Genomic DNA, 13,238 nt, shown 5'->3' with positions numbered 1-13,238 from the left:
GGCACGCACTCCGCCAGCGTAGCGGGCGCGGCCGGAACGGCTCGGCCGATTCCAGAGAGCGGACGGGTGGCGCTGGTGAGGTGCCCACCCCGCTCTGCCATGATGAAGAATGATGAAGGTCGACATTGTCGACCCGGAGCTTCGTCGACCGTGCCCGCCCCGGCCGCATCCGGCCGCCGGCGAGCACCGGTCGGCGACCCGCGCCGTCCCGTACTTCTTGGAGCGCCCGCCATGCCAGGTCCCATCCAGTCACTGGAACGCGCCGCGGCGATCCTGCGGCTGCTGGCGGGCGGTGAGCGGCGGCTGGGGCTGTCGGACGTGGCGTCCTCGCTCGGCCTGGCCAAGGGCACCGCGCACGGCATCCTGCGCACCCTCCAGCAGGAGGGCTTCGTCGAGCAGGACCCGGTGTCGGGGAAGTACCAGCTCGGCGCGGAGCTGCTGCGGCTGGGCAACAGCTTCCTGGACGTGCACGAGCTGCGGGCCCGCGCCCTGGTGTGGACCGACGACCTGGCCAGGTCGAGCGGCGAGGCCGCGTACCTGGGGGTGCTGCACCAGCAGGGCGTGCTGATCGTGCACCACGTCTTCCGGCCGGACGACAGCCGCCAGGTGCTGGAGGTCGGCGCCATGCAGCCGCTGCACAGCACCGCGCTCGGCAAGGTGCTGGCGGCGTACGACCCGGTCGCGCACAGCGAGGCGGCCGAGGGCGAGCGGGCCGCGCTGACCGGGCGGACGGTGACGTCCGCCGCGGACTTCGAGGCGGTGCTCGACCTGACCCGGGCCCGGGGGTGGGCCGCGGACCTGGAGGAGACCTGGGACGGCGTGGCGTCGGTCGCCGCGCCGGTGCACGACCGGCGGCGGATGCCGGTCGGCGCGGTGGGCATCACCGGCGCGGTGGAGCGGGTCTGCGACGACAGCGGGATCAGGCCGCGGCTGGTCGCGGCGGTACGGGACTGCGCGCGGGCGGTCTCCCGCGACCTGGGCGCGGGGCGGTTCTGATCCACCCGCGACCCGGGCGCGGGGCGGTGTCCGGTCACCCCGCCCGGCCCTCCTGGCGGCACGGCGGGCGTCTGCTCCGTCACAGCACTCTTGACCTGGTCAGCGCGGAGGGCGAGACTTTCGACCTGCGGTCGACAATGTCGAACAACGGACGGAAGTCGGATCGCGGCTCAGGGACTGGGACAAAGGAGTCGACGTGTCCAACGGCCACATAGTCATCGGCGAGCTCTTCGGTACCGCCGTTCTGATCCTGCTCGGCGGCGGCGTCTGCGCCGCGGTGACGCTCAAGAGATCCAAGGCCAAGGACGCCGGCTGGGTGGCGATCTCCTTCGGCTGGGGCCTCGCGGTGCTGGGCGGCGCCTACATCGCCAACGGCTACTCGGGCGGCCAGCTCAACCCGGCCGTCACCTTGGGCATCGCCATCAAGACCGGCGACTGGAGCACCATGCCCTACTACCTGATCGGCGAGTTCGGCGGTGCGATCATCGGCGCGGTGCTGGTCTGGGCGGCCTACCTCGGGCAGTTCCACGCGCATCTGACCGACCCCGCGGTGGTGGGCGCGCCGGCCGCCCCGGCCGAGGGCGGGACCGGCGACGCGTCCGGCGACGCGGCCGGCACCGCGTCCGCGCCGAAGGCCGACCCGGCCGGGCCCACCACCGGCAACCAGGCGCAGCCCGGCGGCCCGGTGCTCGGCATCTTCTCCACCGGCCCGGAGATCCGCAATCCGGTGCAGAACCTGCTCACCGAGATCATCGCCACCGCGGTGCTGGTGCTGTTCATCCTCACCCAGGGCATGACCAAGGGCCTGGCCCTCAACGGCACGGGCATCCTGCTCACCGCGCTGCTCGTGGTCGGCATCGGCCTGTCGCTCGGCGGCCCCACCGGGTACGCGATCAACCCGGCGCGCGACCTCGGCCCGCGGATCGTGCACGCGCTGCTGCCGCTGCCCAACAAGGGCGGATCGGACTGGGGATACGCGTGGATTCCGGTGGTCGGCCCGCTTGTCGGCGCCGCGATCGCGGGCGGGCTGTACAGGCTGGCCTTCATGTAGCGCGGACCCGCGTCCGTACGGTGCGACCCGCGCCGTACGGACGTACCGCGGCCGCCGTACCGACCCGCACCACCCGCCGCGCACCGCGCACCGCGTGCCGGCCCTCGCCCACCGCCTCGCCAAGACCCGCCCGCACAGGACGCCAGACCCAGCAGGAGCTCACCGTGACCGACACCCCGACCGGCACCGACACCGCCGCCGGCACCGCCTCCGCCACCCAGGCCGCCGGCGGCTCCGCCGGCTCCTCCCACGGCTCCGGGCCGTTCATCGCGGCCATCGACCAGGGCACCACGTCCAGCCGCTGCATCGTCTTCGACCGGGACGGCCGGATCGTCGCCGTCGACCAGAAGGAACACGAGCAGATCTTCCCCAAGCCGGGCTGGGTGGAGCACGACGCCGCCGAGATCTGGACCAACGTCCAGGAGGTGGTGGCCGGCGCCATCCGCAAGGCCGCCCAGGACATCCCCGGCTTCCAGCCCGCCGACGTCAAGGCGATCGGCATCACCAACCAGCGCGAGACCACGCTGCTGTGGGACCGGCACACCGGCGAGCCGGTGCACAACGCGCTGGTCTGGCAGGACACCCGCACCGACACGCTCTGCCGCGAACTGGGCCGGGACGTCGGCCAGGACCGGTTCCGCGCCACCACCGGGCTGCCGCTCGCGTCGTACTTCGCCGGCCCCAAGATCCGCTGGCTGCTGGACCACGTGGACGGCCTGCGGGAGCGGGCCGAGGCCGGCGACATCCTCTTCGGCACCATGGACTCCTGGGTGATCTGGAACCTCACCGGCGGAGCGAACGGCGGCGTGCACGTCACGGACGTCACCAACGCCTCCCGCACGCTGCTGATGGACCTGCGCACCCTCGACTGGGACCAGGACATCCTCGACGCGATCGGCGTGCCGGCCGCGGTGCTGCCCCGGATCGGCTCCTCCTCCGAGGTCTACGGCACCGCGGACATCGGCGGCCTGTCGGACGTCCCGGTGGCCTCCGCGCTCGGCGACCAGCAGGCCGCGCTCTTCGGCCAGACCTGCTTCTCGCCGGGCGAGGCCAAGTCCACCTACGGCACCGGCACGTTCATGCTGCTCAACACCGGCGAGACCCCGGTCGACTCCCGCAACGGCCTGATCACCACGGTCGGCTACCGGATCGGCGACGCCGCCCCGGTCTACGCGCTGGAGGGGTCGATCGCGGTCACCGGCGCCCTGGTGCAGTGGATGCGCGACCAGATGGGCCTGATCAGCACGGCGGCCGAGATCGAGACGCTGGCGCTGACCGTCGAGGACAACGGCGGCGCCTACTTCGTGCCGGCCTTCTCCGGGCTGTTCGCGCCCTACTGGCAGGACGACGCCCGCGGGGTGATCGCCGGGCTGACCCGCTACGTCACCAAGGCGCACATCGCCCGCGCCGTCCTGGAGGCGACCGCCTGGCAGACCCGCGAGATCGCCGACGCGATGACCAAGGACTCCGGCGTCGAGCTGGCGGCCCTGAAGGTGGACGGCGGCATGACCTCCAACAACCTGCTCATGCAGACCCTCGCCGACGTGCTGGCCGCACCCGTGGTGCGCCCCATGGTCGCCGAGACCACCTGCCTGGGCGCGGCCTACGCCGCCGGCCTCGCGGTCGGCTTCTGGCCGGACACCGACGCGCTGCGCGCCAACTGGAAGCGGGCAGCGGAGTGGACGCCCCGGATGGCCGACGCCGACCGGGACCGCGAGTACCACAACTGGCGCAAGGCCGTGACCCGGACCATGGGCTGGATCGAAGAAGAGGAGCACTGAGAAACGCCATGACCACCCTGCAACGCGTCCCCGCCCTGGGGACGCACCCGACCGCCGGCGCGAACCCCGGGCGGGCCCAGACCCGCGACCTGCTCGGGCACGCCACGTACGACCTGCTGGTGATCGGCGGCGGCATCCTCGGCATCACCACCGCCTGGCACGCCGCCCAGTCGGGACTGCGGGTGGCGATGGTGGACGCCGGCGACTTCGCCGGCGCCACCTCCTCCGCCTCCTCCAAGCTGCTGCACGGCGGCCTGCGCTACCTCCAGACCGGAGCGGTGCGGCTGGTCGCCGAGAACCACGTCGAACGGCGCGCGGTCTCCCGGGACGTGGCGCCGCACCTGGCCAACCCGCTCACCTTCTACCTGCCGGTGTACAAGGGCGGTCCGCACGGCGCGGCCAAGCTCGGCGCGGGCGTGTTCGCGTACTCCGCGCTGTCCGCCTTCCGCGACGGCGTCGGGCACGTCATCAGCCCGGCCAGGGCCGCCCGCGACGTGCCCGAACTGCGCACCGACGACCTGCGCGCGGTCGCGGTCTACGAGGACGGGCAGATGAACGACGCCCGGATGGCGCTGATGACGGTGCGGGCCGCGGTCGGCGCGGGCGCGACCGTGCTCAACCACGCCGAGGTCACCGGGCTGCGCTTCACCCGCGGCCGGGTGACCGGCGCGGATCTGCGCGACCGCACCGACGGCACCGAGTTCGGCGTGGACGCGCGGCTGGTGCTCAACGCGACCGGCCCGTGGGTGGACCACCTGCGGCGGATGGAGGACGCGGCCGCGGACCCGTCGATCCGGCTGTCCAAGGGCGCCCACCTGGTGCTGAAGCGGACCTCGCCGTGGCGGGCCGCGCTGGCCACGCCGATCGACAAGTACCGGATCACCTTCGCGCTGCCGTGGGAGGGCATGCTGCTGCTCGGCACGACCGACGAGGCGTACGAAGGTGATCCGGGCGAGGTGGCGGTCACCGAGGCCGACATCGCCCAGATCCTGGACGAGGCGGCCTTCTCGGTCCGGGACCGGCAGCTCACCCGGGACCTGATCACGTACTCCTTCGCCGGGCTGCGGGTGCTGCCCGGCGGCCCCGGCGACACCGCGAAGGCGAAGCGGGAGACGGTGGTCACCGAGGGCCGCGGCGGCATGCTGTCGGTCGCGGGCGGCAAGTGGACGACCTTCCGGCACATCGGCCGCACGGTGCTGGCGAAGCTCGCGGAACTGCCCGGGCACCCGCTCGCCGACGACATGGAGCCGCTGGACCGGCTGCCCAGGCACGCCCCGCTGCCCGGGTTCGCCAGCCCCGGCGCGGTCGCGCACCGGCTGGTCGTGGACGGCATCGCGCCCGGCCCGCGGATGGCCGGCGACACCGCGGGCCACCTCGCCGGGCACTACGGATCGCTCGCCTTCGACATCGCCCGCCTCGCCAACGAGGACCCGGCGCTGGCGACGCGCATCCACCCGGACGCCCCGGAGATCTGGGCGCAGGTGGTCTACGCCCGCGACCACGAGTGGGCGTACGACGTGGACGACGTGCTGCGCCGCCGGACCACCCTCACCATCCGCGGCCTGGACACCCCGGAGGTACGAGCAGGGGTCGAGCGCATCCTGCGGGCGCGCAGGGACTGAGCGCGCGGCCCTCGTTCAGCCGTTGGCGGGCGGGAGCGCGGACCCGGGGGTCAGCAGCGCGTCGAGTTCCGCCAGGAGGGCGGCGGGGCGCGGGTGGCCGATCCGCTCCAGCAGGGTCAGCCAGCGCTCCCGGCCCTCCCGCCACAGGTCGGCGAGGGTGCCGGCGGCGACCGCGTCGACCGTACGGCGCGGCAGTTCGGCCTCGGCGGCGCGGGACGGGGTGAGCCAGTGCGCGGTGCTGTGCTCGGCGAGGCGGGCCATCCACAGCAGGTGGCGGGCGGCGTGCGCGAGGGCGTCCTGGGCGCGCAGCCGCTCGCCGCGGGCGGTGACGTGGGCGGCGAGCACCATCCAGTTCGCGAACCGCCCGCACAGGTCGGCGATCTCGTCGGCCCCGGCGGGCAGTACCGCCTGCTCGGGCAGCCCGGCGAGCACCGGGGTCAGCGCCCCGTCGCGGTCCACCACGACCATCGCGTCGACCGCCGCGCCCCGGGCCGGCCACTCCCCCACCGACGCGATGTCCTCGGTGGTGGCGAAGTGGAACTCGCCGCGCACCGGCCCGGGGAAGAGCGCCACATGGGTGCCGAACTCGTTGCGCAGCACGAGGTGGACCGGGGCGACCTCGGCGCACCAGGCGGCGGGGTCGAGGGCGGCGCGCGCCTTCGGGTCGAGGAACAGCCAGAACTCGACGTCGCTGTGCGGGTCGCCCTCGCCCGCCGCGAAGGAGCCGTACATCAGGGCCGCGCGGATGGTCTCGTCGGCGCGGCACAGCGCCCGCACCCGGTCGATCAGTTCGTACTGGATCACGCGCGCCAGTATGGGTCCCGGCCGGATGCCGCGACAGCGATTTCCAGCGCGGTGGCGCCGGGCCGGGTCGTGGCCGGCTCGGCGAACCCCTTGTACTGGCGGTACATGTCGGCGAACTCCCCGACCACGTCGCGCAGCAGCCGCGCGGTGGCGTCGCCGGCGCGGTAGTCCTGGCCGGTGGCCCTGGCGAGGTCCCAGCCGTGCAGGGCGAGTTCGAGGAAGAGCATGCGCGCGGTGGCGTCGGCCGGCATGGCCGCCTCGCCCATCGGGATCTCGCCCTCCCACGCGGCGGGTTCGGCCCACGCGGCCACCGCGCGGTCGAGCTGCCGCGCGTACGCCGCGGCCCACTCCGGTTCCGCGGTGAAGTCGCGGGTGGCCAGGTCGTCGGGGTGCGGCTCGCGGCGTGCGCGCAGCTCCATGCCGAGGCCGGTGTACGCGACGAGGTGGTTGGCCAGGGCGCGGGTGTCGTACTCGGGGCAGGGCGTGGGGCCGGTGAGCTGCCCGGGCGTGACCGCCGCGGTGATCCGGGCGGCCTCGGCGGCGGCGTCGGCGAGCCGCGGGTGGACGGTGCGGTGCGAGTCGATGGCGTTCATGGCTCCGACGCTAGGACGCGGCGCGCGGCCGGTCTTGAACAAACGCGACAGGCGGCCCGCGGCTTCCTAGGCTGGGGCCATGAGCAGGCACGGGATGGGGCGCGGGGTGCTGCGGCCGGCGACGGCCGCGGCCCACCTCACGGTCCCGCTGCACCCGCCGGCCGCCGCCCTCGCGCCGTACGTCGAGTACTACTGGAACCCGCGCTGGGACCTGCGCGGCCGGCCCGACCATGTGCAGGACGTGCTCGCGCACCCGAACGTGCACCTGGTCTTCGAGGAGCCGGTGCCGCTGGTGTACGGGGTGCAGCGGGCGCTGTACCGGCGGGTGCTGCACGGGCGGGGGCAGGCGTTCGGGGTGCGGTTCCGGGCGGGGGCCTTCCGGCCGTTCGCCCGGGGGCCGGTGGCGGAGCTGGTGGACCGCTCGGTGCCCGCCGCCGAGTACTTCGGGGCCGAGGCGCGGGCGCTGGGCCGGGAGGTGCTGGCGATGGAGGACCTGGACGCGATGTCCGCGGCGGTGGACCGCTTCCTGCTCGGGTTCCTGCCCGCGGTGCCCGATCCCCGGGTCGCGCGGGCGGGCGCGCTCGTGGAGCGCCTCACCGCCGACCCCGGCACCCTGCGGGTGGACGCGGTGGCCCGCGAGTCGGGACTGCCGGTGCGGCGCCTCCAGCGGCTGTTCGCCGAATACGTCGGAGCGTCGCCGAAGTGGGTACTGCGCCGGGCCCGGCTGCACGAAGCCGCCGCGCGGGCCGACGAGGGCACCCGGCTCGACTGGCCGGCGCTCGCCGCCGAGCTCGGCTACGCGGACCAGTCGCACTTCATCCGCGACTTCACCGCTGCCACCGGAGTACCGCCGACGCACTACGCCGGGCGGTGATCCGCGGAACTGGTGGGGGCGACCGTTAGGACGGGGCGGGGTTGTGGCTCATAATGGAGATACATCGGAGGTCTGGCACGGCGTGGTGCCAGGAGATGTGGAACTGGGGAGGGCCCGGATGGCGGTCACGGATGAGGCGATCGAGAAGATCAAGGACATGATCGTCTCGGGGGCGCTGCGGCCGGGAGACCGGTTGCCCAAGGAGAGCGAGCTCGCGGCCGAGTTGGGCCTGTCCCGCAACTCCCTGCGCGAGGCGGTGCGCGCGCTGTCGCTGATCCGCATCCTCGACGTGCGCCAGGGCGACGGCACCTACGTCACCAGCCTCGACCCCCAGCTGCTGCTGGAGGCGCTGAGCTTCGTGGTGGACTTCCACCGGGACGACACGGTGCTGGAGTTCCTCGCGGTGCGGCGCATCCTCGAACCGGCGGCCACCGCGATGGCGGCGGTACGGATCACCCCGGAGGCCCTCGACGTGCTGGAGGGCAAGCTGGACGCCCTCGGCCCCACCCCGTCCGTGGAGCAACTGGTCGCCTCGGACCTGGACTTCCACCGCGGCATCGTGCAGGGCTCCGGCAACTCCGTGCTCTGTTCGCTGCTCGACGGGCTCTCCGGTCCGACCACCCGCGCCCGGGTCTGGCGCGGGCTCACCCAGGAGGACGCGGTCAGCCGCACGCTGCACGAGCACCGGGCGATCCTGGCGGCGCTGCGCGACCGCGACGCCGAGGCGGCGCGGTCCTGGGCAACGGTCCACGTCGCCAGCGTCGAGCAGTGGCTCCGCTCCACCCTGTGAAAGCGGTGCCCCTGATGTGGTGCGGCTCCTTCCGCCGAAGGAGCCGCACCACATCAGGGGCGCGTGGGGGCAGCTCCCGGTGAAGGGGGAGAACCGCGCGACCGGCCACCGCGGACCGCGAGGTCCCCAACGGCGAGGACCGGGCACCCCGGGGGTTCAGGCCAACCCGTACGCACGGATGGCGTTGCCGCCCAGCACCGCCTCGCGTTCCTCCGGGGTCAGGGAGGCCGTCGCCTGCTCCGCGAGCGCGAACACGTCGGAGTAGCGGCCGGCGAGGGTGCACACGGGCCAGTCGGAGCCGAACAGCACCCGGTCGGAGCCGAAGGCCGCCAGCACGTGCCGGGCGTAGGGCAGGACGTCCTGGGGCCGCCAGGAATCCCAGTCGGCCTCGGTGATCAGCCCGGACAGCTTGCACATCGCGTTGGGGTGGTCGGCGATGCCGGCGATCTGCTCGGCCCACGGCTCCCACTCCCCCGCCGCGATCGGCGGCTTGCCGGCGTGGTCCAGCACGAAGCGCACCTCGGGCAGTTCCTCGACGGCGGCGAGCGCCGCGGGCAGTTCGCGCGGGGTGACGAGCAGGTCGTAGGCAAGACCGGCGGCGCCCAGGGCGCGCAGCCCGGCGCGGATGTCGGGCCGGTCCAGCCACTGCGGGTCGGCCTCGTCCTGGATCTGGTGGCGGATGCCGACCAGCGGTCCGGCCGCGGCGAGTTCGGTGAGCACCGCGGGCAGCCCGTCGGGGTCGGCGAGGTCGGCCCAGCCGACCACCCCGGCGATCCGGCCGTGCGAACCGCGGGCGATGGCGAGCAGCTCGCGGGTCTCGTCGAGCGAGGAGCTGGACTGCACGACGACGGTCGCGGCGATGTCGTGGGCGTCGAGCAGCGGCGCCAACTCGGGCAGCGCGAAGGTGCGGTTGATGGGTTCGAGGGCGTCGCCCTTCAGCCAGGGCTGCGGGCGGCGGCCGAGGTCCCACAGGTGGTGGTGCGCGTCGATTCGCATGGGTGCGCTCACTTCCCCGTCAGCGGCAGGGGCACGTCCGCGTCGAGCAGTCCCCGCTCGACGAGCGCGTGCCACAGGTCGTCGGGGATCGCGTGGTCGAACAGGGCCGCGTTGTCCCGGACTTCGGCCTCGTTGGCCGCGCCGACCACCGCGCAGACCACCGAGGGGTGCGCGAAGGGGTAGCGCAGTGCGGCCGCCCGCAGCGGCACCCCGAACTCCGCGCAGACCCGCTGAATGTGCTGGGCCCGCTCGATCAGGTCGGTCGGCGCGGCCTCGTAGTTGTAGTGGGCGCCGGGCCTGGGGTCGGCGAGCAGACCGGAGTTGTAGACGCCGCCGACCACCACCTGGGTGCCGCGCCGCTCGCAGACCGGCAGCAGGTCGTCGTACGCGGTGCGCTCCAGCAGCGTCCAACGGCCCGCGCACAGCACCACGTCGACGTCGAGATCGGCGACGAGGCCGGCCATCACCCCGCTGTAGTTCATGCCGAAGCCGATCGCCTTGACCACGCCCTGGTCGCGCAGGGCGGCGAGCGCCGGGAAGCCGCTGGTGCGGACCTCGCGCAGGTGGTCCTCGACGTCGTGCAGGTAGACGATGTCCACGCTGTCCACGCCGAGGCGCTTCAGCGAGCCCTCCAGGGTGGCGTTGATGCCGTCCGCGGTGAAGTCCCACTCCCGGGCCCGGGCGGGGCTGTCGACGTAGCCCTGCTCGTCCGGGGACTCGCCGGGGCCGAGGTCGCGCAGCCGCCGGCCGACCTTGGTCGACAGCAGGTACGACGCCCGGTCCCGCCCGGCCAGCGCCCGGCCCAGCCGTTCCTCGGAGCGGCCCATGCCGTAGTGCGGCGCGGTGTCGAGGTACGTCACGTCCCCGCCGAAGGTGTCGAACGCCGCCGCGACCGTGGCCTCGGCCTGCTCGTCGGTGATCGCGGTGTAGAGGTTGGCCAGCGGGGCGCAGCCGAGGCCGAGCCGGGGCAGTGCCGGTACGGGCATGGGGTGGGTCTCTCCTTGCGGTGTGCGTCGGTACGGTGCCGGGGCCGGGCGGGGCGGCCGGAAGCGGCCGGGGGCGGCCTGCCCCCGGCCGACTGCTGACTGCTGACTGCTGACTGCTGACTGCTGACTGCGGGCTAGTCCTCCTGTTCCCCGCTCGCGAACCGGGAGATGATCAGGGCGACGATGATGATCGCACCGTAGAGGAACTGGTTCCACAGCGGCGGCACCCCGCCGAGCGTCATCACGTTCACCACGAGTTGGAGGGCGACCACTCCGGTGAGGGCGCCGAAGAGGGTGCCGCGGCCGCCGTTGAGGCTGATCCCGCCGATCACGGTGGCCGCGAAGACCTGGAAGATCCAGTTCTGGCCCTGGGTGGAGGAGATCGCGCCGTAGTGGCCGACGTAGAGGATGCCGGCGAAGGCGGCGAGCAGCGAGGCGATGGCCAGCACCGACCAGGTGATCAGGTCGACCCGGATGCCGGCCGCGCGGGCGGCCTCCTTGTTGCCGCCGATGGCGTACAGCGCACGGCCGTGCCGCAGGTAGCCGAGGGCGAGTCCGCCGGCCACGAACAGCACCAGGCAGATCCAGATCGCCGCGGGGGCGCCGAGCCAGGACGCGCCGCCCAGGTACGAGAAGGACTTGGGCACCTCGACGATGGACTTGCCCTGGGAGATGCCGACTTGCAGCCCGCGCAGCATGGTGAGCATGCCGAGGGTGGCGATGAAGCCGTTGACTCTCAGTTTGAGGATCATGAAGCCGTTGAACCCGCCGACCACGACGCCGACCAGCAGGCAGATCGGGATCGAGGTCCAGCCGGGCAGCAACCCGATGCCGTGGTAGGTCGCCGAGCCGGTCCTGGGCATCACCAGCCACATGGCGATCACCGGGGCCACCCCGATGGTGGACTCCAGCGACAGGTCCATCCGGCCGAGGATCAGGATCATCGCCTCGCCGAGCACCAGCAGGCTCAGCTCGCTGCACTGCTGGAGGACGCCGATCAGGTTGTCGGAGGTCAGGAAGGTGGGCGAGACGATGAATCCGACCACGCCCACGATGAAGATCACCGGGATCAGGGACAGGTCGCGGTAGTTGGCGACCCTGAGCCGCGCCACGGCCCGCTTCGGCTGGTCCGGGGCGGCCGCTTCCGCGGTCAACTGGCTCACGTCACTCATTCCTCGGTCTCCTCGTGGCCGCCCGCGGGCAGCCCTTCCATCGCCGAGACCAGGTCCCGGTCGCTCCATCCGCTGCCGAACTCGGCGATCACCCGCCCGTGGAAGAGCGCGATCACCCGGTCGCAGACCCGCAGGTCGTCCAGTTCGTCGGAGACGATGACGGCCGCGTCGCCGCGGTCGGCGACCCCCCGCACCACGCCGAGCAGCGCGTCCTTGGACTTCACGTCGACGCCGGCGGTGGGCCGGATCGCCACCAGCACCCGCGGCTCGCGGGCCATCGCGCGGGCGATGACGACCTTCTGCTGGTTGCCGCCGGACAGGTCGGAGACCGGCTGGGCCGGCCCCGAGGTCTTGATGTCCAGCGAGTTGATCATGCGCTGGGCGAAGGCCCTGGTCCGGCCGGGCAACACCGTTCCGTACGGGCCGAGTTGGTCGGTCACCGACAGCGTGGCGTTCTCCGCGACGCTGCGGTTCAGGACCAGGCCCTGGCGGTGCCGGTCCTCCGGTACGTAGCCGATGCCGGCGCCCAGCGCGTGCGGGACGCTGCCGGGCTTGACCGGCTTGCCGCCGACCAGGGTGCGGCCCGTGGTGGCCTTGCGCAGCCCGACCAGGGTCTCGCCGAGCGCGGTGTTGCCGCTCGCGGTGGCCCCGGCCAGGCCCAGCACCTCGCCCGGGCGGACCGCGAAGTCGACCGGCTCGAAGGCGTCCGCCAGGGACAGGCCGTCGGCCCGCAGCACGGCGCCGTCGCCGTCACCGCCACCTTCGCCGCCGCGGCCGTCCTTGCCGGAGACGGCCCCGGACGGTGCCGACTTCGCGTGCCAGGACGCCGCGTTGCCGCCGGGCGCCTCCCCGGTCATCGCCTCCACCAGCGCGTCCTTGCCGAGCTCCGCGACCGGCGCGGTCAGCACGTGCCGCGCGTCGCGGTAGACGGTGACCGTGGTGCACAGGTCGTAGACCTCTTGCAGGTGGTGCGAGATGAAGAGGAACGCCACGCCCTGCCGCTGGAGTTCGCGCAGCTTGGTGAAGAGCCGGTCGATGCCGGCCGCGTCGAGCTGCGCGGTGGGCTCGTCGAGGATGATGAAGCGGGCGCCGAAGGACAGCGCCCGGGCGATCTCCACGAACTGGCCCTGCTCCACGGTGAGATCGCCGGCCCGGGCGTTGGGATCGACGTCGACGCCGTACTCGCCCAGCAGGTCGCGGGCCCGGGTGCGCAGCGCCGACCACCTGATCCGCCCGCCGCCGAAGCGGTTGAGGAACAGGTTCTCCGCGACGGTCAGGTCCGGGACCACCATGGACTTCTGGTAGACGCACGCCACCTTCGCCTGCCAGCCGGCGGTGTCGCCGGCCGCGGGTGCCGGCTCGCCCTGGAACCGGACCTGGCCGGCGTCCGGGTGCTGAAGCCCGGTCAGCACGGACACGAGGGTGGACTTCCCGGCGCCGTTGCGGCCGACGAGCGCGTGCGAGTCGCCGGCCGCGACGGTGATGCCCACCTGGTCGAGGGCCACGGTGGCCCCGAACCGTTTGACGATGCCCTCCGCGTGGACCGCGGCGGGCGGTACGGCCTCGGCCATGG

At 73.5% G+C, this 13,238-nt stretch carries 12 protein-coding genes; 6 read left to right on the top strand and 6 right to left on the bottom strand.

The features are described 5' to 3' along the window. Positions 1–231: 231 nt before the first annotated feature. From OG896_RS33060 to OG896_RS33045, 4 genes are all read left to right on the top strand, one after another. Positions 232–996 carry an IclR family transcriptional regulator gene (locus OG896_RS33060; RefSeq protein WP_329371254.1) on the top strand — a complete coding sequence of 255 codons (765 nt, stop codon included), beginning with the start codon at positions 232–234 and terminating at the stop codon, positions 994–996. A gap of 196 nt (positions 997–1,192) precedes the next feature. Continuing rightward, positions 1,193–2,047, top strand: a complete 855-nt coding sequence (locus OG896_RS33055) for an MIP/aquaporin family protein (RefSeq protein ID WP_329371252.1) — start codon at positions 1,193–1,195, stop codon at positions 2,045–2,047. A gap of 266 nt (positions 2,048–2,313) precedes the next feature. Continuing rightward, the gene (gene glpK, locus OG896_RS33050; protein WP_329374418.1) at positions 2,314–3,828 is read left to right on the top strand and encodes a glycerol kinase GlpK; all 1,515 of its coding nucleotides are present in this window, start codon (positions 2,314–2,316) and stop codon (positions 3,826–3,828) included. Positions 3,829–3,836: 8 nt separating this feature from the next. Continuing rightward, complete coding sequence (locus tag OG896_RS33045; protein WP_328461971.1) at positions 3,837–5,450, top strand: glycerol-3-phosphate dehydrogenase/oxidase; 1,614 nt, start codon at positions 3,837–3,839, stop codon at positions 5,448–5,450. A 15-nt stretch (positions 5,451–5,465) separates the two neighbouring features. Here OG896_RS33045 and OG896_RS33040 read toward each other — a convergent pair whose 3' ends face one another. Together OG896_RS33040 and OG896_RS33035 are read right to left on the bottom strand one after the other, a co-directional pair. Next, entirely contained in the window at positions 5,466–6,254 is a 789-nt protein-coding gene (locus OG896_RS33040; protein WP_329371250.1) for a nucleotidyltransferase domain-containing protein, read from the bottom strand. After that, the gene (locus OG896_RS33035) at positions 6,251–6,847 is read right to left on the bottom strand and encodes a TIGR03086 family metal-binding protein (protein WP_329371248.1); all 597 of its coding nucleotides are present in this window, start codon (positions 6,845–6,847) and stop codon (positions 6,251–6,253) included. Before OG896_RS33035 ends, OG896_RS33040 begins: the two co-directional genes overlap by 4 nt. Positions 6,848–6,926: 79 nt before the next feature. On the opposite strand from OG896_RS33035, the gene OG896_RS33030 reads away from it, so the two are divergent. Then, positions 6,927–7,721, top strand: a complete 795-nt coding sequence (locus tag OG896_RS33030; RefSeq protein WP_329371246.1) for an AraC family transcriptional regulator — start codon at positions 6,927–6,929, stop codon at positions 7,719–7,721. Between the two features lie 118 nt (positions 7,722–7,839). Beyond that, entirely contained in the window at positions 7,840–8,511 is a 672-nt protein-coding gene (locus tag OG896_RS33025) for a FadR/GntR family transcriptional regulator (protein ID WP_329371244.1), read from the top strand. A gap of 156 nt (positions 8,512–8,667) precedes the next feature. On the opposite strand, the gene OG896_RS33020 is transcribed toward OG896_RS33025, so the two are convergent. From OG896_RS33020 to OG896_RS33005, 4 genes are all read right to left on the bottom strand, one after another. Further along, positions 8,668–9,507, bottom strand: a complete 840-nt coding sequence (locus OG896_RS33020; protein ID WP_329371242.1) for an amidohydrolase family protein — start codon at positions 9,505–9,507, stop codon at positions 8,668–8,670. 8 nt (positions 9,508–9,515) lie between these two features. Then, positions 9,516–10,493, bottom strand: a complete 978-nt coding sequence (locus OG896_RS33015) for an aldo/keto reductase (RefSeq protein ID WP_329371240.1) — start codon at positions 10,491–10,493, stop codon at positions 9,516–9,518. A 134-nt stretch (positions 10,494–10,627) separates the two neighbouring features. Further along, entirely contained in the window at positions 10,628–11,665 is a 1,038-nt protein-coding gene (locus tag OG896_RS33010) for an ABC transporter permease (RefSeq protein ID WP_328461978.1), read from the bottom strand. Next, on the bottom strand, positions 11,662–13,236 hold the full coding sequence (locus tag OG896_RS33005) for a sugar ABC transporter ATP-binding protein (protein WP_329371237.1): 1,575 nt from the start codon (positions 13,234–13,236) through the stop codon (positions 11,662–11,664). The genes OG896_RS33010 and OG896_RS33005 overlap by 4 nt, the downstream gene beginning before the upstream one ends. Between the last annotated feature and the right edge of the window lie 2 nt (positions 13,237–13,238).

It is taken from the genome of Streptomyces sp. NBC_00669, from assembly GCF_036226785.1.
Classification (GTDB): Bacteria; Actinomycetota; Actinomycetes; order Streptomycetales; family Streptomycetaceae; genus Actinacidiphila.
The sequence above is the reverse complement of the archived record's forward strand: the minus strand, read 5'-3'. Positions and strand labels throughout refer to the sequence as shown.